Annotated in this window: 20 protein-coding genes and 1 pseudogene; 13 read left to right on the forward strand and 8 right to left on the reverse strand. The window is 38.6% G+C overall.

Annotated elements, in window-relative coordinates; all coding sequences use genetic code 11:
- Positions 1 to 240: 240 nt before the first annotated feature.
- Positions 241 to 840 (forward strand): hypothetical protein, encoded by a 600-nt coding sequence (locus ACFIMU_RS03675; protein WP_375614517.1) that lies wholly within the window; start codon positions 241 to 243, stop codon positions 838 to 840.
- A 1,714-nt stretch (positions 841 to 2,554) separates the two neighbouring features.
- Here ACFIMU_RS03675 and ACFIMU_RS03680 read toward each other — a convergent pair.
- Positions 2,555 to 3,457, reverse strand: a complete 903-nt coding sequence (locus ACFIMU_RS03680; RefSeq protein ID WP_375606573.1) for a polyprenyl synthetase family protein — start codon at positions 3,455 to 3,457, stop codon at positions 2,555 to 2,557.
- 425 nt (positions 3,458 to 3,882) lie between these two features.
- Here ACFIMU_RS03680 and rpmF point away from each other — a divergent pair, with 425 nt between their 5' ends.
- From rpmF to ACFIMU_RS03695, 3 genes and pseudogenes are all read left to right on the forward strand, one after another.
- The gene (rpmF, locus tag ACFIMU_RS03685) at positions 3,883 to 4,062 is read left to right on the forward strand and encodes a 50S ribosomal protein L32 (RefSeq protein WP_005774555.1); all 180 of its coding nucleotides are present in this window, start codon (positions 3,883 to 3,885) and stop codon (positions 4,060 to 4,062) included.
- A gap of 131 nt (positions 4,063 to 4,193) precedes the next feature.
- Positions 4,194 to 4,388 (forward strand): hypothetical protein, encoded by a 195-nt coding sequence (locus ACFIMU_RS03690; protein ID WP_375606572.1) that lies wholly within the window; start codon positions 4,194 to 4,196, stop codon positions 4,386 to 4,388.
- Between the two features lie 1,191 nt (positions 4,389 to 5,579).
- Positions 5,580 to 6,371: pseudogene (locus tag ACFIMU_RS03695) on the forward strand (tyrosine-type recombinase/integrase); the annotation flags it as partial.
- 906 nt (positions 6,372 to 7,277) lie between these two features.
- Here the strand turns inward: ACFIMU_RS03695 and ACFIMU_RS03700 are convergent.
- The 3 genes from ACFIMU_RS03700 to ACFIMU_RS03710 all read right to left on the reverse strand — a co-directional run bounded on the left by ACFIMU_RS03700 (position 7,278) and on the right by ACFIMU_RS03710 (position 10,115).
- Positions 7,278 to 7,862: a CarD family transcriptional regulator gene (locus ACFIMU_RS03700; RefSeq protein WP_273790499.1), complete on the reverse strand. Its 585-nt coding sequence runs from the start codon at positions 7,860 to 7,862 to the stop codon at positions 7,278 to 7,280.
- A 303-nt stretch (positions 7,863 to 8,165) separates the two neighbouring features.
- Positions 8,166 to 8,507: a ferredoxin FdxA gene (gene fdxA, locus ACFIMU_RS03705; RefSeq protein WP_015856977.1), complete on the reverse strand. Its 342-nt coding sequence runs from the start codon at positions 8,505 to 8,507 to the stop codon at positions 8,166 to 8,168.
- A 21-nt stretch (positions 8,508 to 8,528) separates the two neighbouring features.
- A complete protein-coding gene (locus tag ACFIMU_RS03710; protein ID WP_375687579.1) occupies positions 8,529 to 10,115 on the reverse strand; it encodes a hypothetical protein in 1,587 nt (528 codons plus the stop codon).
- 576 nt (positions 10,116 to 10,691) lie between these two features.
- Between ACFIMU_RS03710 and ACFIMU_RS03715 the strand changes: the two genes are divergently transcribed.
- Positions 10,692 to 11,603: an RNA polymerase factor sigma-32 gene (locus ACFIMU_RS03715; RefSeq protein WP_142415995.1), complete on the forward strand. Its 912-nt coding sequence runs from the start codon at positions 10,692 to 10,694 to the stop codon at positions 11,601 to 11,603.
- A 302-nt stretch (positions 11,604 to 11,905) separates the two neighbouring features.
- Here ACFIMU_RS03715 and ACFIMU_RS03720 read toward each other — a convergent pair whose 3' ends face one another.
- Positions 11,906 to 13,483, reverse strand: a complete 1,578-nt coding sequence (locus tag ACFIMU_RS03720; protein ID WP_375606570.1) for a M48 family metalloprotease — start codon at positions 13,481 to 13,483, stop codon at positions 11,906 to 11,908.
- Between the two features lie 146 nt (positions 13,484 to 13,629).
- Here ACFIMU_RS03720 and ACFIMU_RS03725 point away from each other — a divergent pair, with 146 nt between their 5' ends.
- From ACFIMU_RS03725 to rimJ, 4 genes are all read left to right on the forward strand, one after another.
- Positions 13,630 to 14,265, forward strand: coding sequence for a thiamine diphosphokinase (locus ACFIMU_RS03725; protein WP_375606569.1), 636 nt, complete (start codon positions 13,630 to 13,632; stop codon positions 14,263 to 14,265).
- Positions 14,266 to 14,365: 100 nt separating this feature from the next.
- Positions 14,366 to 14,752, forward strand: coding sequence for a hypothetical protein (locus tag ACFIMU_RS03730; RefSeq protein WP_375606568.1), 387 nt, complete (start codon positions 14,366 to 14,368; stop codon positions 14,750 to 14,752).
- Complete coding sequence (locus tag ACFIMU_RS03735) at positions 14,752 to 16,614, forward strand: ABC-F family ATP-binding cassette domain-containing protein (protein ID WP_375695847.1); 1,863 nt, start codon at positions 14,752 to 14,754, stop codon at positions 16,612 to 16,614. The genes ACFIMU_RS03730 and ACFIMU_RS03735 overlap by 1 nt, the downstream gene beginning before the upstream one ends.
- 558 nt (positions 16,615 to 17,172) lie before the next feature.
- The gene (gene rimJ, locus ACFIMU_RS03740; RefSeq protein ID WP_375606615.1) at positions 17,173 to 17,736 is read left to right on the forward strand and encodes a ribosomal protein S5-alanine N-acetyltransferase; all 564 of its coding nucleotides are present in this window, start codon (positions 17,173 to 17,175) and stop codon (positions 17,734 to 17,736) included.
- Positions 17,737 to 18,272: 536 nt separating this feature from the next.
- Here the strand turns inward: rimJ and ACFIMU_RS03745 are convergent.
- Positions 18,273 to 18,533, reverse strand: coding sequence for a DUF2312 domain-containing protein (locus tag ACFIMU_RS03745; protein ID WP_005774567.1), 261 nt, complete (start codon positions 18,531 to 18,533; stop codon positions 18,273 to 18,275).
- A 256-nt stretch (positions 18,534 to 18,789) separates the two neighbouring features.
- Here ACFIMU_RS03745 and ACFIMU_RS03750 point away from each other — a divergent pair, with 256 nt between their 5' ends.
- Both ACFIMU_RS03750 and pyk read left to right on the forward strand, forming a co-directional pair.
- A complete protein-coding gene (locus tag ACFIMU_RS03750) occupies positions 18,790 to 19,278 on the forward strand; it encodes a DUF1036 domain-containing protein (RefSeq protein WP_375606567.1) in 489 nt (162 codons plus the stop codon).
- Positions 19,275 to 20,711 carry a pyruvate kinase gene (gene pyk / locus ACFIMU_RS03755; protein WP_375606566.1) on the forward strand — a complete coding sequence of 479 codons (1,437 nt, stop codon included), beginning with the start codon at positions 19,275 to 19,277 and terminating at the stop codon, positions 20,709 to 20,711. Before ACFIMU_RS03750 ends, pyk begins: the two co-directional genes overlap by 4 nt.
- Positions 20,712 to 22,176: 1,465 nt before the next feature.
- On the opposite strand, the gene ACFIMU_RS03760 is transcribed toward pyk, so the two are convergent.
- Together ACFIMU_RS03760 and ACFIMU_RS03765 are read right to left on the reverse strand one after the other, a co-directional pair.
- A complete protein-coding gene (locus ACFIMU_RS03760) occupies positions 22,177 to 22,560 on the reverse strand; it encodes a cell division protein ZapA (RefSeq protein WP_375606565.1) in 384 nt (127 codons plus the stop codon).
- Between the two features lie 12 nt (positions 22,561 to 22,572).
- Positions 22,573 to 22,848, reverse strand: a complete 276-nt coding sequence (locus ACFIMU_RS03765) for a DUF4164 domain-containing protein (RefSeq protein WP_005774573.1) — start codon at positions 22,846 to 22,848, stop codon at positions 22,573 to 22,575.
- Between the two features lie 334 nt (positions 22,849 to 23,182).
- Between ACFIMU_RS03765 and tkt the strand changes: the two genes are divergently transcribed.
- Both tkt and gap read left to right on the forward strand, forming a co-directional pair.
- Complete coding sequence (gene tkt / locus ACFIMU_RS03770) at positions 23,183 to 25,189, forward strand: transketolase (RefSeq protein WP_375606564.1); 2,007 nt, start codon at positions 23,183 to 23,185, stop codon at positions 25,187 to 25,189.
- A 203-nt stretch (positions 25,190 to 25,392) separates the two neighbouring features.
- On the forward strand, positions 25,393 to 26,400 hold the full coding sequence (gap, locus tag ACFIMU_RS03775) for a type I glyceraldehyde-3-phosphate dehydrogenase (RefSeq protein WP_375614514.1): 1,008 nt from the start codon (positions 25,393 to 25,395) through the stop codon (positions 26,398 to 26,400).
- The last annotated feature ends 502 nt before the right edge of the window (positions 26,401 to 26,902 follow it).

Consider the following 26,902-nt stretch of genomic DNA (forward strand, 5'->3'; position numbering starts at 1 on the left):
TTCTCTTTGGTTGCAGAGTGAACTCTGCATGTTCTGACGTTAGAAAATACTTTCAGATAGTAAAGAAAACCTATTTGTACGGATTTTGAATGATCCCTTCTTCTTGGAGAAATCATAAAACTAAAAACAGCAATATCGTTAAGTATAATTTGATATAAACAAAAATAAATAAACACATATTGATATATTTAATAGAAATCTGTTAAGTTCTACAAATTATAGTCATTAAAAGGTAAAGCGATGAAATCGTTATCTATAACGCCTATTATAACATTTATAACTCTTTTTTCTGTATTTGTATTGTTAGGATGTACGCGTGTAGATAGTCTAGAGCAGTACAATAAACTTTACGAAGAATATATCAGTGAAAAATACGAGACTTTTGAACATTTTCAAAAGCAAGAACAAGCAAGAAACTTCATCTATAGTCGTGGCTATCAGAATATAGCGCCAAAATTTGATATTATATGGCATCGTCACATACTTATTGTTTTATGTGGACGCTTTGTTAATTTATTGCGTGGTGATTATAATGAGGAGATGTCATGGGCAATGTTACCCAATGTCATAAGCAGTTTGCGTTATGACTATAACTGGAGAGAAAGCGATTTTATTTGGGCCTATAATATGTCTATGAATTCTACTGACCCCATGATTGATTACGCAAAAAAATTTCTTAATTCTTCAAGCGGAAATGGCATCAGTTCTACAACACAAATTATTGATCTCGTGTCTAGTATGAACGCTGGTCATAGTGAAAATACTAGAAAAATAGCACGTTTTTGCATAGAGCTCCGCACGATATATGACATGATGCAACCAAGAGGAATTTACAAATGACATTTAACGAGCAAAGTTCTCTCGAAGGATATTAAATGGCTATAATAGTCTTAATAATCGCGGCATTTTCTTATCCATGTTGCATATTTGTTCATTATGGCTTCAAAAGGTGGACATATTTTCCAGCTTTGGCAACAGGTATAGGTTCATTTACAATGATGCTTTTCATCTTAATAAGAAAACTGCACTTAAAGGAGCAAATTTGCACTTGGGTTGAAAAAACGACTTATCACAAATTAGATTGCGCTTTTATATATAATAATAAGGACTTTTTTTATCTTTCTGTTGCAATGATCATTCTCTGTTTAATTTTATCAATTCTCTTTTTATGTGATGAATTGAATAAACGAGATAAAGAGCGTGATGAATTAAAGTTGTATAGTGACCATGATTATTATTAAATTGAAGTTATTACACACTTTTGTAAATAAAAATGTTTCTGCTTTTGAAGGAGCGTTCCGACACAATCATTCACTTTGCTAGCTCCTAATGTTGTGGACAGCCCATGGCTTTTAAGCCGGTTCATAAGAGGCATTTTTTAGTCCTTTCTTTGATGTTTTGCTCCACACGGCTTTTCCCGCTTGTGAGGTGCAAGCAAGTGATTTTGATTGATTCAATATACACAGATTTGAAATGAAGGAATCTTACGGTATTTAGGGTTCTTATTCAAGTTGAAAAACATGAATTACCATTATAAATCAAATGTTTTATATCTTTCTTGCTAAGAAAAGAGAGATCGGTAATAATATTTTTTTTTCGTGTTATTGAAATTGATGACTTTATTTATCCTGTTATGCCGTAACATACCGTCATTTGAAGGGTAGTGAAGGTATCCTGTTTGATACATTAAGTATTTTAAGAAGTGCATGGTGAATATTCTTAAGTCTTGTTTATCGCGTCTTTAGTTTAAGTGAATCGTATGCGTGGAAAACGAGAGAAACCTACTCGGTAGGACACTAGACTGTTTACAGAGTAGATTAGGTTAAAAGATTTTGTTCTTTGAGGGTGGCATAAAAATCAAAATAGCCATTATGTTCATTTTTTTCTGATATTTTAAATACGAGTTTCAAAAAAATGATGCTTAAACTAAACAATCAGCACTTTTGTAAAAGTGTTTTTAGAGAGCAACAATACACGAGTGAATTTACAGAATGTAACCATATTTGATCTTTTACAACAAGATAGCGTGGAAAGGCATAAAAATTACGACTCTTTACTGAGGGCATTGTACTTCTACGGTTGGCAATGAACAACAGATGATTTTGATAAGGCTACAAAGCCAATCGGCATTTTTATTGTCTTTTGCGGGTTTATAAAATGCTCTGTTTTATATTTATTCTGTTTATTTTTTACCTTATCGTTAGAAGATTAAAGATATAAAGGAGAAACGAGTTTCTTTCTTTACGGTTGTTTTTTATTCGGCTTTAAAGCATCCATGGCGATATCTTTTAAAGCCTGAATATTACGCATTGCTTTACCGTTTTTGTTTCTTTCATTTTTTGATGAGGGGGGCGTTTTTCAAGCACAATAGGATGCCTAGAATGTATTTGTGTTATCAATTCACGCGCGCTTGTTTTAATGAAACACCTCTCAATATTTAGCACATCCATTTCATGATAGGAGCTATAATGCAGACCTACGATATTGAAGTCTCTTTGAAAAGTCTATTATGCATTCAACAAAGATGAAGGTGTAAAAGTAGGGCGGGTGAAGTTTAATTTTTGCGTGTTGCACTAAAGCGGGCGACTTGTTGGAGCGGTTTTGCTTTGGTGCCAAAAGGATGTAAAAGTGCTTCTGCTTTTGTAATCAGTTCATCGCGTTTTTTTTGTGTTTCTTTAATGCCATAAAGGCGAATAAAAGTGGCTTTTTGTGCCGTTTTATCTTTCCCAGCCGTTTTTCCTAGGGTTTGCGTGTTGGCGGTGACATCAAGAAGGTCATCAGTTAATTGAAAGGCTAAACCAAGATAGGTACCAAAATCAGTAAGCTTTTCGGTTAATTCTTTAGATGCATTGCCAATGATGGCGCCTGCTTGGCAAGCAAAGCTTATTAGGGCTGCTGTTTTCATGTGTTGTAGAGTGATGATGTCAGTACTTTCTTGCGGTCTTTTTTCAGCTTCAAGGTCTAGCATTTGTCCACCTAACATACCGCCAAGTCCTGCCGATTGTGCAAGGGACGTGATCAGCTTGATTCTAATATCTGTAGATAAAGTACTAGCTTTATGAGCAATGATTTCAAAGGCAAATGTTAAGAGGGCATTGCCTGCTAGAATTGCTGTTGCTTCATCAAATGCTATATGGACGGTGGGTTTTCCACGCCGGAGTGTATCGTTATCCATAGCGGGAAGATCATCATGAATGAGCGAATAACAATGGACACATTCTAAGGCACATGCAACATCAAGAGAATGTTCTACAGGGACGTCAAAAAGTGTAGCACTTTGAATTACAAGAAAAGGACGCAAGCGTTTTCCACCGTTCAGCACACCATAGCGCATGGCTTTGATTAAGTTTTTAGGGCGTGAAATTTCACCATTTTGGATTTGATCACTTAACAGGGTATCAAGCCGTTTTTCAACGGTGTCTCTATGTTTTGCAAGAAGGGTGGTAAATTCGTGCATTCTTGCTTCCTTTGTTTTTACAAAAATGAAATTATGAAATTTAAAGAGAAAGATTGTCACTTTTTCTTGTTTTCATAAATTGGCGTCATTTTTTATTAAAAATCAACTTCTCTTTTTATCCGTATCTCTACTGTATGCGCTAATCCCTTTTGAAACCAAATAAAAATTAAATGAAGGTCTTATAAAAAAGCTTTCATTGGTGTATAAAATTCTCAAATTTTGCAGTGTTTTTGATATTCATTTGATTATTGTGACACCATTTTTTATAATAAGAAGGTCATTTTTAGTAAGAGGAGGATCATTTTGACATTGCCTCTTCTTTTTTATCAGTGTATAATATCTTCAAATTTTATGGTGTTTTTAAATGAAGCATTGTCATTTTTGACATTGCTTTTTCTGTTTTAATGGATTTGGAGTGTCTTTTTATGGCTGTACCTAAACGAAAAACCTCTCCAGCGAAGAGGGGCATGCGCCGTTCGGCTGATGCTCTGAAGGCGCCGACTTATATCGAAGATAAAAATTCTGGTGAATTACGTCGTCCTCATCACATTGATTTGAAAACGGGAATGTATCGTGGGCGTTCCGTTTTAGTAGTTAAAGACTGAGCGCTTTCTTTCTTTTCCATTGGTGAACTTCTTTTATTTCATCGATCAATGCACGCTTGGGGCGTGCATTTTCGCTTTAAGATGAATGTTGAGGTTCCCTTGCATCGTCTTCTATCGATGTGGAACAGGGAATGTATCGTGGGCGTTCCGTTTTAGTAGTTAAAACTTTAGCGTTTTCTTTCTTTTCCATTGGTGAACTTCTTTTATTTCATCGATCAATGCACGCTTGGGGCGTGCATTTTCGCTTTAAGATGAATGTTGAGGTTCCCTTGCATCGTCTTCTATCGATGTGGAACAGGGAATGTATCGTGGGCGTTCCGTTTTAGTAGTTAAAACTTTAGCATTTTATTTCTTTTCCAGTGGTGAGCTTCTTTTATTTCATTAGTGAATGCATTGGGTAAGATGCGTTTTTCACTTTTTCTTGAAAACATGTGTGGGATAAAGTTTTTCTGTAGAAAAATGATTCTATTGTGGGAGATGATTTTCTTGTTTTCTTGAGAGGCTATAAAGGATTGCTTGTATCAGTGTCTTTTATGATGACTTCGTTAAGAGCTTGGGTATTGATATAAGTTAGCTCAGTAATAGAATCATTTTGTATCACACTTAATCTTTATTGACCGTAGAGAGAATCCTATTAGACCGTTAAATATCGTCTTTAAGGCGGTTGATCCATGTAAGGCTTTAAGCATAAAGCATAACGGTGTTTTTTATGAGAATATTTAAGGCAATGGTTTGTCTATAGACTTATATTGTGACATGTGATTCTCCTTAAAAAATAGAGATCGACATTACATTGATTTATAGAGATCATTTGTTGTTTTGCGCCTTAAATGGAAGATCTATCGTAGGATTTTCTCATTTCAAATTTTTCCCTATGTTGAATCAATGACAATCACTTGCTTTTCGGTCACAAGTGGGGCTGGCATGTGGGTAAAAACTCTATAAAAAAGGAAAAAATGTCTATAATGAATATTTTCAAATGTAAGAATTGTTGTAACATTGGGGTTAAGTGTATGCTGATATCAGCGTGCTTTCTTATGAGCAGAAAAGAGAAAACCGTTACAAGACAAAAGCTATACAGATTCAATAATCTTTAGTGCTTTTTATGATAAAGGTATATGAGACTCTTCTATAAATATCACGCTGTCTTTTCATATTTTTGAACTAAGAATTTTCCATATATTTTTCGTATTTTTGTGAATATAAGGGATTTGTTGGGAACAGCTTGTAAAAATAAGTAAACTTAAAACCAAATATGTTATGTGTGGGGGTAGCAAAGTATTTTACAAAGCCGGTACGTTTTTCCAGTTCATAGCTGGTTTATGAATGATTTTATAGTGGTGCTTACCTAAGTTTATGATTTTTTTGTTATCTGTTAATCACTATACAACATATTGATTTATATATATAATTCACTTTTTTCAAATCTCTCTATCTAGAATCAATCAAAACCACTCGCTTGCACGTCATAAGCGGGATAAGTGTGTGGATAAAATTTGTATAAGAAAGGACTAGAAATGGTTCTTATGAATTGTCTTAAGTGCCAAGGGCTGTCGCAACACCCACGAGCTGGAAAATATAGTGATGGTGCCGGCTTGCTTCTTCACAAACGTAAGAGATGGGGGTGGTCAATGGACTTAACGTTATACCATTCATGGTCGGCGCCGTGAAATGGGCTTGGGTGCCTTGCGAGATGTTTCTTTAAAACAAGCCCGTAAATGTACAAATTAATGGTGTTCTGTTTTGCATGAGGGGCGTGACCTCATTAAAGAACGTGATAAACAAAAGCGTGAGGCAATGCGTAATCTCCATTACTTAAAAGATATTGCTCTAGATGCTTTTGAAAGCCGTAAAGCTGAACTAAAAGGAGATGGTCAAGCTTGTGATTGGTTTTCACCCTTACGCCTTTATATTCTCCCTAAATTAGGCTGTCTGCCTGTTTCAGAGATTACGCAAACTGAGAAGTATTCTTGTCTCTATTTGGCATGCAAAAGCTGCAACAGCAGATAAAGCACTGAAGCATCTTAATCTTTGTCTCAAACATGCGGTTGCTTTGGGTTTGGATGTTGATTTACAAGCAAAAAAAGCACGCGCACTCTTAGGCAAACAACGTCATAAAACCACTCATAGACCAGCCATGGATTGGAGAGATGTTCTTTCCTTTTATAAGTTACTCTGTAAAACACAAAACATAACACAATTGGCTTTGCGTTTGCTTATCCTGACAGGCGTTCGTATTAATCCTTTGCGTCATATTCGTGAATCAGATTAAAGATGATATATGGACAATTCCTGCTGAGAATATCCAATCTTTAGAAGTCTGTTTGAAATAGAGATTAAGACTTTTAAGAGTTCTATGAATCATTCTAGATTTTTTGTGTTCGATTGGAGTAAGAATATTGCGTATATCTCCTAATCTCTGAAATAAGAAACCTCATTTGGGAAAAGTATGAAATTGAAAGGGCAATGCTAACGTTCATTTTTATTGTTATTTTTTAAGTGAGCTTTACTGCTTTCAAAAGTATTTGGAATGCCTTTTACAGAATGGAGATGATGGTTTTAGTTCATGTTTTTTTTATCGCGTTCTTTAATGGGGGGAATGCTTCTCATGCAAAATAGAGCGCCCAATACAAAATATGCTTATGTTGTACTGTCACGCTTTTTTTAAAGGAATATTTTTCAATATTTGTGGCATCCATTTTATGACGGCGTTTTTGAATGTTATAATGGTTTTGTAGAAGGGTAAATGGTAAAGTCTCGGGTGTAGTGTATAAACGGCACTATGCTCTTTACGCTTAAATAAAAAAGCAAGCCCCCGCCCCTTACACATCTTGCCAGATTCCAATGTTGGTATATCCTTTGGTGCTTGAGACAGTATCTCACTCTTTTTATACAGTTTTTACCCACAGATCAGCTCCTCTTGTGATTGACAAGCAAGTGATTTGATTGCTTCAACATGAGAGCAATTTAAAATGAGAAATCTTACCATATTCAAGATTCTAATTTAATATGAATAATGCTAGATTATGATGATTAATCAGTTTGTTATCTATGAAGAAAGAAAATAAGGAGGAGGAATTTGTCGAAAAGTTAGATTGTTTATAGATTGGCGCTGGTTAAGAAACTTTGTCCTTAAGGGCAGAGAGGATGTTAAAAAATAAAACCAGCTTTTCGCTGGTTTTATCGAAATATCATCATTATGATGAAAGAGTGTATTATGCAGCGTAGACAGCTTTACTGTTTTCATCTGTTTCTTCTCTCTCAGTTTTAAACTCGCGTTCCGGCTTGTTGGAGAGATGCATCTCTATGAGATTGATCGCTTCTGTTTCAGAAAGACTATTGATAACCGCAATTTCACGGGCCATTCTTTCAAGAGCAGCTGTATAAAGTTGGCGCTCAGAGTAAGATTGTTCAGGCTGTAGATTAGAGCGGAAAAGATCACGGACCACTTCGGCGATACAAATAAGATCTCCTGAGTTGATTTTAGCATCATATTCTTGTGCACGACGTGACCACATGGTGCGTTTAACGCGTGCTTTTCCGCGTAAAACTTTTAAGGCACGTTCAACAGAATCACTAGCAGATAATTTACGCATTCCAACGGAAAGGGCTTTTGCAATGGGGACTTTGACATCCATCTTATCTTTCGCGAAATGAATGACAAAAAGCTTTAATTTATGTCCTGCAACTTCTTGATCTTCAATCGCTATAATTTGTCCTACTCCATGCGTAGGGTAGACGATATATTCAGAGGTTGCAAATTCTTTGGTCTTGGAAGACGTTCCATGTTGGGATGCCATATTTTAGTTTACTCCCTTATGATCAACAAATGTATCGGAAAACAGGTTATAAACCTGAGGGTTGAGTTTTCTTTAACCAAGTATATTGTACCAATTAAGTGAGCATAAAAGCCGAGTACTTTTAAATCAAAAAAAAATACACCGCTTTACTATAACAAGCAAAGAAAAATACTTAGAAAGATGATCATGTTAAAATAACACTAACATCAAAATTTAAAAGAATCAATCATTTCGCTTAAGGATTTTTTATTTTTACAAGAGAAGTCTTTCAATCGTTGAAGGAGGAGAGTGTACACTTTATCATTACTCTTCGCCACTTCCTGGATTTTCTGAAAAATACTTTTCTAATTTATTTGGAACACCATCCATTTCTTTTGCTTGAGGAAGAGGATCTTTTTTGGTGGTTAGATTAGGCCATTTGTTTGCATAATGAAGATTGAGTTCTAACCACTTTTCTAATCCTGGTTCTGTATCAGGTAAAATCGCTTCTGCTGGGCATTCTGGCACGCAAACACCACAATCGATGCATTCATCGGGGTGAATAACAAGCATATTTTCCCCTTCATAAAAACAATCAACTGGGCAGACTTCAACGCAATCGGTATATTTGCAGTGAATGCAGTTGTCGGTTACTACGTGGGTCAAGATCAAACTCCATTTGTTACTTTAATTCTCTTTAGAGGAAAGTGTGTGCGTGTTTTTATGATTGGTGAGTTGATCGCGTAGTACAGCTAGTTTCGCAAAAGGTGAATCAGGATTAAGGCGCTTTTCTTTTTGAAAGGGCTTATGATTTGCATGTTTTCCTTGGGATTTGTGGAACTTATGAGAGCGTTTTGCTTGTGATGGTGCTTCTTGAGGGGAATTTTCATTTTTGTATTCCGCTTTTTTTACAGCGTTCTTCGATTTATTTTGCCACTTATTTCCTAATTTATCACGTTTTTTTTGTGCATGGTGGGGAAATTGATGCTTATAATGCCATAATAAAACAACTTTATCTTCTTCTGTAGAGCGAGGGGATTTGGCAAAATTCCCAACAGGTTCAGCTGCTGGTAAGCGATTGGTTTTATGGAGATGTTGTTCAATACTAGAGGATAAAGTGTTTGGGAATGAGGTATTTTTTTCTTCTCGTGTTGTTTCTAAATCGCTTATTGTTTGCCATTGACTTCCAACGCATTCTGCTGCAGGAACATCTTGCATTGCCCTATTGACAGGGGAAGAGGCTTGGTGTGCAAAGAGATTTTGTTCAAAAACAGTATTGTTTATGCTGTACGATTGATAACCAAGTCCTTTGAGGATTTCTTCCATATCGTTTCCATTGGCCCCAAGAATGGACATCATGGCTGGTGTAACAAAAAAACTTTTGCCATCATAGGCTCCATCGGGTTTAGGATCACTTCCTTGTTTCCAATGAAGTGCGGGACGGATGAGATTGGCAAGACGTTCTAAAATATCAATCCGTACAGCACGTTGTCCTAAGATTCGGTAGCCGGCTAATTGATAAAATTGGCGGTTATAGGTAGGATCAACAATCAAAGAGGTTCGACCAGCAGATAATGCTGAAAAAATTTCACCCAAACCAGTTTGATCTTGTTCCGCATTTTGAAGATTCCACAGGAGAGTAATGGCTTGAACCGGAGTAGGTTTAAGCATTCCGGCAACATAGATATGAAAAGCGCCAAAACGCACGCCTAGACGTCGAAGAACGGCACGTGATTCTTGTGCAAGGTTTTTGACAATGTCTAAGACTTCGCGGCGTGGTAAAATCCCTAAAGAGTTAAAAAGTTGTAAAGCAAGACTGTTTGTTGAATCCGTTAAATTATCAGCATTGCGCAAATCAAACAGGGGTTTTAAAGTCGTTTCAAAATGAAAGGTGACAAAGCGTTCTAATCGTTTCACAACGTTATTGCGGGATTCTCCCGTGAGTTGTTCATCTGCTAAAACAATCAGTTTTGGTTTGAAAAAATCTTCTGTTGCTACAAGTTGTCCTACGGGTTGACCAATCCAGCGCACAATTCCATCAGAACTGAGGGTAAAATCTCCATTTGCACAAGCACAAAAACGTGTCGCGCGTTTGGAAAAAGCAAGAATCAAATTCTCATTCTCTATTTCTGTCGAAATTTGCTTCCCAGCTATTTGATCGGTACTGTTTTTGTTGGCATAAAAACGAAAACCTTCAAATTTACCCCTTCCGTGTTTTTCAATGAGAATATCATCTTGAAGAATCTCATTCTGTTGAACAATCTTGCTATCCATGATCATTTTCTTTCTCAGTGTGGCACTGGTCAAAAGCTTTTTGCGATAATTTCATAATGGTGCTCTTTCTTTAACACGTTTGTTGCGTTTGCTTCAATCACTCTTGTCATTTTTTGCTGTTTCTTTGCGCCTTTAAAACTTGAATGATTCTTTTTTCATTCAGTTTTCATTCAGTTTAGATGCTTTATATTTGCAAATTACACTTATTAGTTGTATTGTAAAGCTGAAAGCATAAATAAATTCTTCAATTTAAAAGGAAACGGAACCGGTTATCAAAAAACGGCATTTCTTTTGCATGATCACTTTATTTTTTTGCTGTTTTGTCATGAAAAGTGAAAAGAAAGTTTTTTCAAATATTTCATAGGCTAAAAGGCATATTGTAAAGGCATTTTGCAGGTGAAATTGTGTCTTATGACAAGAAGTTTTACCATGACAGTAAAAAAAACAATTGCGATTATAAAATTACACGTTAAAGTAGTGGTTACAGAAGTTAACAACTTTTGCGTTCTTTTTAAGCGAAGAACAATGATGTCGTTGCCAAATCAATTTTGATAAATTTAATCGCAAGGGGTTATTATGGGTAATCTTTCAAATGCTGTTTATAAAAGCAGCAAAAATTATAGCGATGCAGACAAAAGCTTAGGACGTAATATGATGCGTTCTGCTATGCAAGCACCTTATCTTGAACGACAAAAAGAGCATGATTTGGCTCTGCGGTGGAAAGACAAACGTGATGATGATGCCATGCATCAAATTGCAGCGGCTCATATGCGTTTAGTGATTGCTATTGCTAATCGCTTTAAACGTTTCAAAATGCCATTGGGGGATTTGGTACAAGAAGGGTATGTGGGACTATTGGAAGCAGCTGCACGTTTTGAACCTGATCGGGAAGTGCGTTTTTCAACATATGCAACGTGGTGGATACGCGCTTCTATTCAAGATTATATTTTGCGAAACTGGTCAATTGTTCGAGGGGGAACCAGTTCTTCGCAAAAAGCACTTTTCTTTAATCTTCGGCGTTTGAGAGCAAAACTGGTGCAGGATGATAGTGCTTTATCGAAACAGGATATTTTTCGCACAATCGCTGAAAAACTCGGCGTTTCTGTGCGTGATGTTGAAACCATGGATTTTCGTTTTTCCAGTTCTGATAATTCCTTGAGTGTTTCTGTTTCTGAGAACAGTGATAATCCCATTGCAAAGATGGATGTGTTGGTGGATGAGAGTCCTCTTCCTGATGCTTTAATTGAGCAAGTCATTGATGGTCAACGGCGTACACAATGGCTTTACGATGCGTTGCAAATTCTCAACGAACGGGAGTTGGAAATTATTCGCTTTCGTCGCTTAAATGAAGAGGGTGCGACTCTCGAAGTTTTGGGTGAAAAATTAGGAATCTCGAAAGAGCGCGTGCGTCAAATTGAAGCTAGGGCTTTGCAAAAATTGCGTTCTGCTCTCCTTACGATTCATTCAGAAGATGCTTACGATATATAAGCAGTGAAAGGCTTTTGGGGGGGAAAGAGAATATATTAAGTGGGGGCATATGAGAATATGATAAAGTCAGCTTTAGGGGATGGCCATATTTGTTTAGGAATATGCCTCTTTGGGAGTGCTACTGATAAACAGAAGAAGATAGGGGGCTGTTAGTTTGGAGGAAATATATATCAAACGGAGACCTATAAAGGCATGATGAAGTTGGATTTTAAAGTGTTCCTCTTTATTTTCGAATATGCTTTAAGGGGGGGGCGTGATACAGACAGAAAAGAATCAAAACTGTAACGGATGAGAAGAAAGGCTTATTCTGTAATAATTTTCACTTTTGTACCTGCGGGTAAAGTTTGCGTTGGTGAGAGGGCGTTGAGGATGCGAAAGAGTTTTTCTTTATAGGGTGTGTATTGCATTTTATCTGCAAGATTGGCAACGGTTTCTCCTTGTTTAACACGGACAACACGGATTTTTAAGGGCTGCAATTTTTTTAACTGTGAAGATGAAAGAGAATGAAAGCTTTGTAGCGTTTTTTGGGCAACCTCTGCAAAATTTCGAGAATTATGTGGAGCGGCCGTCAAAAAACGAAAGATGTGGTTGTTGAATGGAATGACAACCACATCAAATTGCCATTGATCATTGGTAGCATGGGCCCGCGCTCCAAGTAAACTTTGGTTTTGGGATTCTTGACGCATAAATTCTTGATTGCGGAGCCCTTGAATTGTGATGGGGCGGATAGATGATTGATCTAGACCGATAATCCAGCCGCTTTTCAAATAATCACTCGCAGATATTTCAGCAGGATGTGGAATAGCGTCAAAACGAATCGCAATTTTATCTGGTCCACTGGCCCAAACAGTGTGTGCTGAATGTTCTATTGTAAAATTGTTTGGAACAGAAAAAGCTATGCGCAATTGTGGGTGAATAAATTGGTTGCCTCGTACAAAACCTGTATAAAAGCCTCCTCCAAAAATTATGCCATCAAGGCTTTTGAGAAAAGAATCATGATCGGATATTTTATTATTCCCTTTACTGATTTTACGCGCTTTTTCTATCGCAAGCCGAATGCGTTGAGGGGTAGTTGGGTGAGAAGCTAGAAAATCTAGAGAGGCATTTTGGGTGCCAGAGATATTACGCAAAGCACTATAGGCTTCCATTGTTTGAAGAAAGCGCGGTGAAGCAAAAGGATCATATCCTGACTGTTGGAGCATTTCGAGTGCAAGGGAGTCAGCTTCCAGCTCTTGATTGCGGGAAAATTGCGCGAGTTGTTGCTTGTTTTGCATAGGGTTATGAAGTTTTTTGCCAATAGAAGAAAGAAGACGTGAAGACATGTGATTTGTCATCTTTAATTGGGCTTCTTTTTGCAGGCGTAAAATGCCATGATTGGCTCTGATATGTGCTATCTCATGGGCTAAAATGGCTGCAACTTCTGAAGAATCATTGGCTAATGCCAGCATGCCACGGGTGATGTAGATCGAACCATTGGGGAGCGCAAAAGCGTTTACAGTTTCTGAGTTTAAAATTGTTACAGAATAGCTTTGATGAGAACTATGTGATGCAACTGCCAGTTTACGGACAATCTTTGCTAAAAGGTGTTCAAGTTTTGCATTATGATAAGCGCCACCATACATTTGTAAAATACGTGGGTGTTGCAGAGCGCTTAATGTGACATAGATATTGTGATTGTTGACACTTTTGATAGTTTTAGAAGAAATGGAAGAAAGCCTGTTATTTTGAGAAAGGGGTGTATGACAAGCCGAAAGGAGAAGTGTTAAACTTATGAAAGTTGCTTTATACAGGCATGAGTGAAAAAGAAAATTGCGGTGAAAAATGGGGTGCGTTGGACCATGGTGCACATTATTTCTGCGGAGTAATTTGGCAAATTGCATTTGTATCTTTGTATCGTATGTTTCTTTAAGAAAGGCATTAGGAGTAGGGATTCGTTTGGCTATATCACGCTTTTTGTTTATAAAAAATGACTCTCACTTATAAAAGATGCACTGTAAAGAAAATTTTGTGAAAGGCAAAGTATGGCATGACAACATTTACGATATTATTAAATGGGGATGTTCATATCACTGATCGTTTGCTTAATCAAATTCAAAACAGTCGGGTAATTGCTGCTGATGGTGGTATGCGTCATGCGGCAGCGCTTAATGTGATGCCTGAGTTGTGGTTAGGGGACTTTGATTCATCAGATGAGAATTTAATACGTCAATATAGTCATGTTCCGCGTGAAGTTTTTCCTTCTGATAAAGATATGACAGATAGTGCTCTGGCATGTGAAAGAGCGCTGCAAAATGGCGCTAAAAAGCTTATTTTATGCGGTGCTTTGGCAGGGAAGCGAAGTGATCATAGCCTTTCTCATATGACGCAAGCGTTGATGATGGCTGAAAGGGGTATTTCAGTGTTGTTGACAAGCGGTTTGGAAGAAGGTTGGCCGGTTTTGTCAAAACCTTGTTCGTATGATTTGCCTAAGGGATGTTTGTTTAGTATTATCGGTTTTTCTGATTTAAAAGGTTTAACGCTTAAGGGAGTAAAATGGCAAATTTGTGACAAAAATGTGTCATTTGGCTCTTCTTTAACACTTTCTAACCGTATTTGTGGAACCTTTTCTTGCCATTTAGGTTCTGGAAAAGCTATATTGTTAGCGTCTGTGCCTATTCCATAAAGCTCTTCCAATATATTTTGAATAAGGCAGAGGGGGGCCTAGTGATGAAGTGCCGACATAAACGATATATGTATTGATCTTGAGAAGGAAAGGTTTTGATATGTTAAAATCAATTTTTAAAGTGGCCGTTGTTTCAGCCATTGGTTTCAGTTCAGTCGCTTGTACTACAAACGATGAACGTGTTGCACGTTACGGCGTAGGAGGAGCAGCAATCGGTGCTTTGGCTGGAACTGCTATTGGTGGAAGTACGCCTGGAGCAGCGCTTACCGGTGCAGCATTTGGTGCTTTGGCTGGAACAGTAACAGGTGCAGCTGCAAATCAAAGAAAACAACAAAGACAGGCATCACAATTGTGCACGTATCGTGGTCGTAGAGGGTATGTTTACCAAGCACCTTGTGGGCAGAGAGTTTCTGTTAGACAATTATGTGCTTACCGTGATGCAAGAGGGGTGATGTATAAAGCACCTTGTCCGCGCCGCGTTCGTTAATGGCGGTGCCGCTTCTGCGGCTTGACCGCATTTTCTTAAATTTTGGAACAACACCTTTGCTCAATCAAGCTTCTTTATCGGTTGAGCAGGGGGCGCGTATTGCGTTGGTTGGCCGTAATGGTTGTGGAAAATCGACCCTGTTAAAAATTGCCGCAGGAATATTAGAACCTCATGGTGGCGAAATTTTTCGCCACCCGCGAGTAACGTTCCGTTATGTCTCACAAAATCCGGATTGTTCAGGATTTGAAGATATTAATGCTTATATGGAAGCGGGGCTGGATGAAACATCTGATGTTCAGTGGATCAATATGCTTCGCACAAATTTAGGGTTTTCGGGGACGGAAAAATTGGAAACGCTTTCGGGAGGCGAAAAGCGGCGTGTTTCGTTGTTACGGGCCATTGCTGCAAAACCCGATATTTTGTTCTTAGATGAACCAACCAATCATCTTGATTTACCAACTATTGAATGGCTGGAAGCTGTTTTGTCTTCTTTGCGTTCAGCGATTGTGGTGATTTCCCACGATCGGCGATTTTTAGAAAATGTTACGCGGTCAACGGTATGGCTTGATCGAGGCACAACCAAAAGACTGGAAAAGCGTTTTTCAGAATTTGAAAATTGGCGTGATAAAGCACTGGAAGAAGAAGCCATCGAACAGCATAAATTGGGGCGCCAAATTGCTCGTGAAGAGCAATGGTTGCGTTATGGCGTGAGCGCACGGCGTAAGCGTAACGTACGGCGCTTAGGCGAATTAAAAGACTTAAGACAGCGTCATCAAACCTATAAAGGGCAGCCAGGAAATGCACTTTTGACAGCAGCGAAAAGTCATGATTCTGGGCAATTGGTGCTTGAAGCAAAGAAAATTTCAAAATCCTATGGTGAGCGCATGATCGTGAAAGATTTCTCTTTGCGCATTCAGCGGGGTGATCGAATTGGTTTGGTGGGACCTAATGGTATCGGAAAGACAACGCTCCTGTCTGCATTAATTGGGCAAGAAGCCGTGGATAGTGGAACGGTGAGGCATGGCTATAACCTCTCCATGGCATTGCTTGATCAGCAGCGTATTTTAAATGAAGAAGAAACTTTAGCGCATTATTTAACGGGAGGAAGAGGTGATACTCTTGTGATCAATGGGCTGGAGCGGCATGTTGTTTCTTATATGAAAGACTTTTTATTTTCACCAGAACAAGCACGCACTCCCCTTAAAGAATTTTCAGGGGGAGAAAGAGCACGCCTCATGCTTGCACGCCTTCTTTCGCGTCCTGCAAACTTTTTGATTCTTGATGAACCGACCAATGATTTGGATATGGAAACTTTGGATTTGTTGCAAGAATTTATTGCTGATTTTGCGGGAACAGTATTGTTGGTCAGTCATGACAGAGACTTTTTAGATCGTACTGTAACGCATATGTTGGCACCTCAAGGTGATGGTCATTGGGTTTTGTATGCGGGTGGCTATAGTGATATGATAGCGCAAAACCAGCATGCTCTTCGTTTACAACGCAAAAAAACAGAATTATCGCAGCGTAAAGCACCTTCAAAATCTCAAGCGGGAGAGCTTTCAAAGCAGGATTCATCAACAGAACATAGCTTGGTAGGGCGGGAGAAAAAAACACGAGGTAAATTGTCTTATAAGCAGGTTTATGCATTGGAAAAATTGCCTGAAGAAATTGCTGTTTTGCAGGACGAAATCAAAAAAATTGAGCAAGAGCTCTCTGATCCAACCCTTTATCGCCGCGATAAAGAACGTTTTGAGCGTTTATCAACGGCATTGGAAAAAAAGAAAAATACTTGCACACAAAAGCAAGAAGAATGGCTAGAACTTGAAATTTTACGCGAAGAAATGGAAGCGTGTTCACGGTAATATCTAAAAAACTTTAAAAGATTTGTATTGCATCATCGCTTTTCTTTGATTTGTTACAAGAGTTTGTGGCTGATTTAGCGGGAACAGTGCTGTTGACGAGTTATGGCAGAGACTTTTTAGATTGCACTGTAACATATAGCATTTCAAGGCGATGGTCATTGGGATTTCTATACGGGGGCAATGATATGGTAGCGCAAAACAAGCATGCTCTGAGCTTGAAAGGCAAAGAAACAAAACTATCTTTGCTGTGAGCTTTTTCAAAATTTCATATATGGAAGCACGCCAGTTTCATTGCATACTTTGCCAGTCCCCAATGTTGCTACAGCTCCTTTGGAATTTGAGAGCATTCATAAGAAACATGCCCTTGTCTTTACCTTATGCTTTAAAGATACCACCCCCGCTTATGACGGAAAAGCAAATGATCCTCATTAATTCTAACATAAGAAGTGTTGTGATGAGAAAAGCTTACTGTATTCGATGTTATGATTTGAGTTTAAAAATGATGATTTGTTAGGGTAAATCAACATGTTATTGTAACATTTCTAGGAGGAGAAAATGATGGCAATTAAAACAAAGCGAACAATTTCCACATTGATCGGTTTAGAAGATGCAGTTGAACTGTCTTCTTATTTTCTCCGTAATGCGAATCACCTGCGTCCTTTTGAACCTGTTAGATCTGATGGTTACCACAGCCTAACGGCTTGGGAAACACGAGCCAATGCATTTGCTTGTGAAAGTGCAAAGGGACAAGCATACCGATATGCCGTACGATTAAAAAATGAAAACACAATTATTGGTGTTGTGAATTTTACAAATGTGGTTCGGGGTGTTTTTCAAGCCTGTCATCTTGGTTTTTCTCTTGATGAAAAACAACAAGGAAAAGGTCTCATGTTTGAGAGTTTATCGGCTCTAATACGGCATATCTTTCATATTTATCATCTGCATAGAGTGATGGCAAATTATAGACCTGAGAACATAAAAAGCGAACGTTTATTAAAACGCCTTCATTTTGAAAAAGAAGGCTATGCTAAAGACTATTTGATGATTTCTGGAAAATGGAGAGATCACATTCTAACCTCTCGAATCAATGATCTGTATGAGTCCTTTAATAGATTTGAATAAAGTTTTGTTAAGGGTCTTTTTATCAAATGTGTAAATATGCTGCACTTTTCCCTATCCTAAAAGACGAAGATCCTTAACCACCTCTTCTTTTGTAAACGGTTCAGACTCTCGTTTAGCGGATTTCAACTGCTGACCGCTTTCATATGTTTCTTTTCGTAGATAATAAATTGATTTATCATCATAATTCATTTTTTCAATTTGAAGGAAGAGAGTACTCAATATCGGAAGACTTTCTCATTTCAAATCTCTAGATGTTTAATCATAAAAACACCTCTCTTGCACATCACAAACTGGGTTGGCATAGGTTGGCATACAAGTGAGGGGTTATGTGGATAAAAATGATTGAAGAATAAGAATAAAAATTCTCTGTATAAATCCTTTTAAATGTGAGGGCTGTTACAAATATTGTGTATTCTGTGACCGATAGTCTCGTTACAAGTTACACAAACTGCTTATTGTTTGGGTGAAATTTTTATACATTCATTTGTTTTTTATATTTTCTTTTCTTAGGAAAATTTCCAATGTTCTCAATGGTGTTAATTCATACCAAGCGCATTTTTATATAGCTCAATGATTGCTTCTTCTTCCATTCTTTCATGTTCTTCTTTTTTACGCAATCGTATAATGCTTCGAACAGCTTTACTATCAAAACCAGAGCCTTTAAGTTCAGTGTAAACGTCTTTAATATCATCAGAAATGGTTTTTTTCTCTTCTTCTAGTCTTTCAATACGTTCGATAAAAGAGCGTAATTGGTTTACGGATATAGCGTGTGTTTGATCGGTTACTGTATCGTTCATTGTATTTTTCTCCAAGTTATATATTTTAAGTTGTTTTTCGACGACGAATTTAGGTTAAAAAAGCTTGAAAATAAAAAGTAAGTCAAGCTACACAGTTTTTTTACAAATTGACTTTAAATATTTTGTAAAATTTTTAAAATATATGCATTGATAAAAGGGCTATAAAAAGAAAAATATACGTTTTAGATTTGAAAAGCTTTTAAAATAAAGAAATGTGTAATTTGTTTTGAGAATTTGGCATTATAGAGGAAGTTTTGTGATTTTAAAAAAACGATATTGGGTGCTTCAGAAAGGATTAAAAGTTTTTCTCTTGAGCCTTTTGCTCTTGTTTCCCCTTGTTGTTTTTGCAAAAGCTGACTTTAGGGTTTGTAATACAACTCAGCAGTCTGTAGGGGTTGCTCTTGGATATCGTACATTTTCAGGGTGGGTGAGCGAAGGCTGGTGGACTGTACCAGTGACGGAGTGTAAAACTTTAATTGAGGGGCCTCTTGCTTCACGGTTTTATTATTTTTATGCGGAAGGGGCACAAAAAAAAGGGAACTGGGCAGGCTCTGTGACCATGTGTGTGCAAGATAGCCAGTTTACCATTCAAGGGGTTCATGATTGTTTCCCTCGAGGATATCAAAAGGCTGAATTTAAAGAAATCGATACCGGAAATCAAACCAGTTGGATGGTACAGTTGACGGATGAGTCTTTGCTAAACAATTCAGTTATACCTTCTCTTTCAGGAAATTCTCCACCGTGAAACGTGCACGTAAAGTAAAAATTATTGCCACTCTTGGTCCTTCTTCTTTTTCTCGTTTGATGATTGAAAAGCTTTTTAGGGCAGGGGCAGACGTTTTTCGTCTTAATATGAGCCATACTGATCGTGATATGCTGGGTGATTTGGTCAAGTCTATACGAGAAGTTGAAAAAACAGTTCGACGCCCCATTGGTATTTTAGTGGATCTTCAGGGGCCAAAACTGCGTGTGGGGCGTTTTGCTAAGGGGCAAGAAGATTTGCGTGTTGGGCAAAGCTTTACGTTAGATAATCGCGATGTTCTTGGTGATGCACAGCGTGTTTTTTTCCCTCATGAGGATGTATTTTCAGCTGTTAAACCAGGAAATCGGTTGTTGATTGATGATGGAAGGGTGGAACTGCGTGCGCAAGTTTGTGATGGTCATTCTATACAGTGTCGCGTGGTTGCTGGAGCCCGTATTTCTGATCGAAAAGGTGTCAGTTTTCCCGATACAATTTTGCCTTTTGATGCGATGACGTCAAAAGATAAGGGGGATCTTCAGGCTCTTTTACAGCAGCCTGTTGATTGGGTTGCTCTTTCTTTTATTCAACGTCCAGAAGATATTATGGCGGTGCGTCAGTTGACGAAAAGCAAGGTGTCTTTGATGGCTAAAATCGAAAAGCCTCAAGCCTTGGAGCATATAGAGAAAATTATTGAGGTATCTGATGGCATTATGATTGCACGGGGTGATCTCGGAGTGGAAATGCCTTTGGAAAAGGTTCCTGCACTTCAGATGGAGCTCATAAAAGCTTGTCGTTTAGCAGGAAAGCCTGTTGTGGTGGCAACACAAATGCTCGAATCAATGATCACATCTCCTGTTCCGACACGCGCAGAAGTGTCGGATGTTGCTACAGCAGTTTATGCAGGAACAGATGCGGTGATGTTGTCGGCTGAATCTGCTTCTGGTCGTTATCCTGAAGAAGCTGTGCTTATGATGGACCGAATCGCGCGGCAAATCGAACAGGATCACACTTATGCCGCTCAGGTTGGAGCACAACATCCAGCACCAGAATCAACAGGAACGGATGCGATTTCTCTTGCTGCGCGTCAGATTGCTGAAACACTTGCGCTATCCGCTATCGTTGCTTATACGGCTTCAGGAACAACGGGGGTGCGCGCCTCTCGTGAACGCCCTAATAGACCGATTATTGCTTTATCTCCCATTGTGGAAACAACACGGCGTTTGGCTCTCGTTTGGGGGCTTCATTGTGTGGTCACGCAAGATGCACGGAGTTTAGAGGATATGGTTGATCGTGCAGCAGCCATTGCATTTCAGGAAGGTTTTTGCAAAGGGGGAGATCGCTTCCTTGTGACAGCTGGTGTTCCCCTTGGAACGCCTGGTGCGACAAATCTCTTGCGTATTGCTTCTGTCTCTCAAGATGGAACGAAAGGGATTTGAGCCGTTTACGCATGGTGTTTTTTCATGCGCCTTTGAACAGGCTTTAAAAACAACGGCTGTTCGTCTTTTGTGAATGCCTCCATAGACTCATTATTCTTTTATCTCCTATCGTAAGATAGCAAGATATTGCGTTAGGTCGTCCAGTTTGGTGATGGGAGCAGATCCGGTGATATTGTCTTTTGATTTTGTTTTAGTTCTGAGGAAGCTGCTTTTACGGTAGGGCATTTAATGGGAGCCCCCTTTTTATTTCATTGAGGCATATTGGGAATTGCTTTATTGATGTTTATACGAGCGAGATGTTCATTGATAATGAGAATTTATTCTTTTTCTTTTTGGATGAGAGCCTTGAAATTGTTCTCATTTTAAACTTTTGCAAACAGAATTGAATAAAGTTAAAATTATGTACCTAAAAAATCGTACTGGTATGTTATAAGAAAAAGTGATGGGTGAATGTGTTTTTAAATATTCTTTGTCGGGGCATTTGCAACATATTGATTTATAATGATAATTTATCGTTATTAAACTTGAATTAGAACCCCGAATACCGTAAGATTATCTTAAATTTATTTATGTTTTGTTAATCATAACTCTTTGCTTGTACGTCATAAGTGGGTGGGACATGTGGGTAAAAATTGTACAAGAAAGGCATACTTCTTATGAAGCGTTTCAAGAGCCAAGGGGGCTGTTGCAATATTGAGGGCTGACTATAATGATGATGCCGACTTGCTCTTTCTTTTATTAAGCTTGGAGATTTTGAGGGGTGGGGAGAGAAATATGGATTATTTGTTATAAGGATAAAGATGTCGGTAGAGGATGGTTTCAAGAGCTATTGTTGTTTATGATGTTTGAGGTTGTATGAGATTAACATACTCTTTGGGTTTGACTTTTTTCCTGCTCTAAAGGATGAAAATACTTAATTCACGCTGGTTTATAAATGATACGGTTCTTTTCGGTGGGTTTCATCGGATGGACATTTCAGGCGCAAAGACTCTATGGTGCTTATATTATCAAATAGCGGTGTTTTACGGTATAATAGATAAGGTTATTTTTTAATATATATTGTATTATCTAGGGGAAAGAATTTTTTGGCATGCATTCATAGGGAACATGAATATAGCTCTTTTTTTCGAAGGGTGCTTTATTTGTTTGTTGTTGTTGTCATTTATATGATTTTTTTTACAATGATGTTGGTTTTGTTATCTTATTGCGCTTTTAAAAGACATCTCATTTGAAATGTGGTGATATAAGGTAGCCTCCTTGATATAGGAAGTGTTTGTGCGGAGGTGAAATATTCAGGGTAGGGCTTTCTTGTTGAGGTTTAAGTTAATCCCATAAGTCGTGAGTAGCTGGAATCCTTCCTATAAAAAACCAGACTGTTTACACACTGGTGTGGGTTTTAGGATTTTTGTTCTGTAAGGTGTGAGAGGCAAGTCAAATCTTGGTTTATTACGCGCTGATGTACTTTTTAGAAATCTTCCTGTTCTTGTTCTTGAATGTTTGTGCAGTTTTGATCATCTTTGAGCAATTGGTTGGTGAGATTTTCAATGCGTTGTGTGGTGTCACGCATAATTTTCCCCATGGTGCGGTCTCTTTCGTTGTGGAGTCGTAAAAGAGTATTGTAGTCTTCTTGTAATTTTTTATTTTCTCGTTTTATTTCTTCCATTTCATCAATAATCATTATGCCAGCCATAACCGATAAACGATGGTCGCCAATTTCACCAAAATTGTTCTTTAAATGTGTGATATATTGATCTAATTGAGCAGCAAGCGCAATAAGACGACGTTCTTGTCCTTTGTCACAAGCCATGCGATAAATTTTACCATCAATGGTAACGGAAACAGTTTCCATACATTCAAACCTTTATCTATCAATGACAACACGAATTGTTTCCATTGCTTTAATAAGACGTTTGGAAACTTCTTTGTTTACGGACTCTAAGCGTTCAATTTGGGCTTCAGCTTTGTCAAGCGCTTGGGCAAGATGGCTGCGGTCAGCATTCATTCGTTGGATTTCTTCTTCCCATTCGTTATTTTTATCAATAACGGCATTGCGGTTTATTATGGTGATCTCTAAAGTTCTAAGTGCCTTTTCTAGGTGCTCTAAAGCATCTTGTAGAACTGTAGTCTCTTGGTTCATTGCCTTTATCCTTTGGGTAATTGTATCCTTTATCAATGTGTTATGCAAAAACGAATCACTTTCACTCTTGTGTTGTGTGCATTTTATTTTTAAGTATGTAGGATATTTTAGCAAGCAAAGCAGGGGATAGATATAAATTAAAAGCTGGATTTTTTGCGCGTATTGGCATAAATGACATGGATATACAGAACGCGTGAGGGGAATGTTATTAATATTATTGAAGTGGTGGCAAAAAGTCTCACGCTAAGGATTAGAAAATAGTATTTCTTGAGAACTTTAAGAGAATACGGAAAAAGCAACAGAATAACGTATTTAACGAAATGGTCGATTATTCATGACAAACACCCACCAACAGAATCAGATGGCCAATGCTATCCGTTTTCTTGCTATTGATGCGATTGAAAAAGCAAATTCTGGTCATCCGGGTTTGCCAATGGGAGCAGCCGATATTGCTACGGTTCTTTATACAAAATTTCTTGCTCATGACCCCAAAAAACCTCGCTGGCCTAACCGTGATCGTTTTGTGTTATCAGCAGGACATGGGTCTATGTTGCTTTATGCTCTCTTGTATCTTTCTGGTTATGAAGATATTGGCATTGAAGATCTCAAAAATTTTCGCCAATTAGGAGCAAAGCTTGCTGGGCATCCAGAATATGGGCATGTGGCGGGAATCGAAACAACGACTGGTCCTCTCGGACAAGGATTGGCTAATGCCGTGGGGATGGCTCTTGGAGAGCGTTTGCAAAATGCCCGTTTTGGTGATCTTATCAACCATTACACTTATGCGTTGGTAGGCGATGGATGCCTTATGGAAGGGATATCTCAAGAAGCACTTTCCCTTGCCGGTCATTTGAAACTCAATAAGCTTATTGTGTTGTGGGACGATAATAATATTTCTATCGATGGAGAGATTTCCCTTGCTGACAGTACAGATCAGATTGCGCGTTTTAAGGCATCTGGTTGGGAGACACATAAAGTCAATGGGCATGATCAAGCAGCAATTGCGCGGGCTATTGAGGCGGCACAAAATTCCGATAAACCAACTTTGATCGCTTGTAAAACAACAATTGGTTTTGGAGCACCCAATAAAGCGGGTACCAATAAAGTTCATGGTGCCCCTTTGGGTGCACGAGAAATCACTGAAACCCGTATCGCTTTAGGGTGGGATGCTGAGCCTTTCGTTATTCCAGCCGATATTCTCGATAATTGGCGCTTGGCTAGTCTCAATGCTGCTAAAAAACGTCAAAAATGGGAAGAAAAATTTGCTGATCTTCCTGTTTCAGAGCGTGTGGAGTTTGAAAGATTGATGCGGGGCGATCTCGTGGGCGGATTTGATGGCGCTATCGATGCTTATAAACAGAAATTGGTTGAAGAGCGCCCCGTTGTTGCTACGCGTAAAGCTTCGGAAATGGCTCTTGAAGTGATCAATGAAGTCATTACGGAAACCATTGGTGGTTCTGCCGACCTAACAGGGTCCAATAACACAAAAAGCAGCCAAATGAAAAGTATCTCTGCAGATGATTTTTCAGGGCGCTATCTGCATTATGGAATTCGCGAACACGCAATGGGCGCTATAATGAATGGGCTTGCTCTTCATGGGGGCTTTATTCCTTATGGGGGAACATTTTTATGCTTTTCTGACTATATGCGTCCCGCTATGCGTTTGTCTTCTCTTATGGGGTTGCGGGTGGTTTATGTCATGACCCATGATTCTATTGGTCTTGGTGAGGATGGTCCTACCCATCAACCTGTGGAGCATTTGGCTTGCCTGCGTTCCATGCCTAATCATCTTGTATTTCGCCCTGCTGATGCCATGGAAACAGTCGAATGTTGGCAATTGGCTTTGAAAGCACGCGGAACACCTTCTACCTTGGCTTTGAGTCGACAAAATCTACCGCTTTTGCGTCAAGAGTATGAAGAAGAAAATCTTTGTATGCTTGGTGCTTATGAATTATTAACGGCCAGTGATGAAGCGCAAGTGACTTTATTTGCTTCCGGTTCAGAATTGCAAATTGCGGTACAAGCACATGCGATTTTAGAAGAAAAAAATATCCCAACGCGTGTGATTTCTGTTCCTTGTTTTGAACTTTTTTCTCAACAATCTCTCTCCTATCAGCGTGCTCTCATTGGAGAGGCACCGATTAAAATTGCTATTGAAGCTGCTGTCTCCCAAGGATGGGACCGTTTTATTGGCTGTGATGGTGTGTTTATTGGTATGGAGGGCTTTGGGGCAAGTGGAACAATTGATACCCTTTATGCGCATTTTGGTATTACTTGGGAAAATGTCGTTGCGACCGCAGAAAAAGAGCTTGGAAAGATCAAAGAGGAAAAGACAAAATGACAACTTGTGTTGTCATGAGTTGGTTTGGTCGTAGGGCGTCTATACTGTACAGTGTTGTGGATGATCTTGTGCATTATTGTGGATAAGTAAGTGATTAATCAAGATATTGACGTTATAGGAATTAATGATTTGGGATTGATGAAATACCTATTTATTGTGTTTTAAATGGTGTGCTTTTAAAAATTGATGAGGAAACATGTGAAATGACGGTTCGTGTTGCAATTAATGGGTTTGGTCGTATTGGACGCAATATTTTACGTGCGCTTGTAGAAAGTGGACGACAAGATATTAAAGTGGTTGCAATTAATGATTTAGGATCTGTGGAAACAAATGCCCATTTGTTGCGCTATGATTCAGTTCATGGGCGCTTCCCTGGAACTGTTGAGGTGGTGGGGGATGCTATTGATGTGGGAGGTGGTTTAATAAAGGTATGCGCAGAGCGTGATCCTGCTCAATTGCCTTGGAAAGATTTGGATATCGATATTGCTTTGGAATGTACGGGCATTTTTACGGCGCGTGATAAAGCAAGTGCTCATTTGGAGGCGGGGGCAAAGCGTGTTCTTGTTTCTGCGCCTTCTGAAGGAGCAGATCTTACGGTTGTCTATGGGGTTAATCATCAATCTTTAAGCAGCGAGCATCGCGTTGTTTCAAATGCTTCTTGTACAACCAATTGTTTGGCGCCTGTTGCACAAGTTTTACACAACACGGTGGGCATTGAAAAGGGTTTCATGACAACAATCCATTCTTATACGGGTGATCAACCTGTGTTGGATACAATGCATCGGGACCTTTATCGTGCACGTGCGGCAGCTCTTTCTATGATTCCTACCTCAACAGGAGCGGCAAAAGCTGTGGGATTGGTTTTGCCAGAATTAAAGGGATTGCTTGATGGTGTATCGATTCGTGTTCCAACCCCTAATGTTTCTGTGGTTGATTTGACATTTATTGCTAAGCGTTCCACAACAATCGAAGAAATTAATACAGCTATTGCTGCTGCTGCACAAGGTTCTTTGAAGGGAATTTTAGACACGACAGAAGAGAAACTCGTGAGTTGTGATTTTAATCATAATCCTTATTCAGCGATTTTCCACAATGATCAAACCAAAGTAATTGATGGTCAGCTCTGTCGTGTTTTGGTTTGGTATGATAATGAATGGGGCTTTTCTAACCGTATGAGTGATACGGCTGTGGCTTTTGCTAAGACAATATAAGAGGACCTCAGGGTCCTCTTTTTATAGGAAAAAGTCTCATTTTTGTGCAATTTTGAGAAAAACAGATAGAGGCTGTTGTTCTCATGCGCTAGAGAGAAGAGCTATTGAAACATTGATGATGTGTTTTGTTTTAATACTGGGTCAATACGTGCTTTTAAAAGCTGAATAAAAGAATAAACTTTGAAAAAGCAAGATCTGAACGAGATACCCTTTGAGAAAACGTCATAAAAAAGGAGATGTAAATTCTTTTGCCTAGAAGTAAAAGGAAGCTTTAATAGAGATCAAGTTGAGCCAATGCATTTGTTTGCCACAATGGAATATGAAGATTAATAGCAATGGTGGGCTTTTGTACATTTGACGATAAAAGCTTTGGATTTTTAAGCACAGGGTGAGAGATAGGATGTTGTGGATCTCTTGTAAAAGCAAAGAGGGGATAATTGGAAAGAAAAGTGGGCAGGGTTGTTGGATGCGTTTTTATTTGAAACAATGGAAAGTGAAGAGG

Origin of the sequence: Bartonella sp. AC70YNML (genome assembly GCF_042196545.1) — a bacterium.
Lineage (GTDB): Bacteria > Pseudomonadota > Alphaproteobacteria > Rhizobiales > Rhizobiaceae > Bartonella.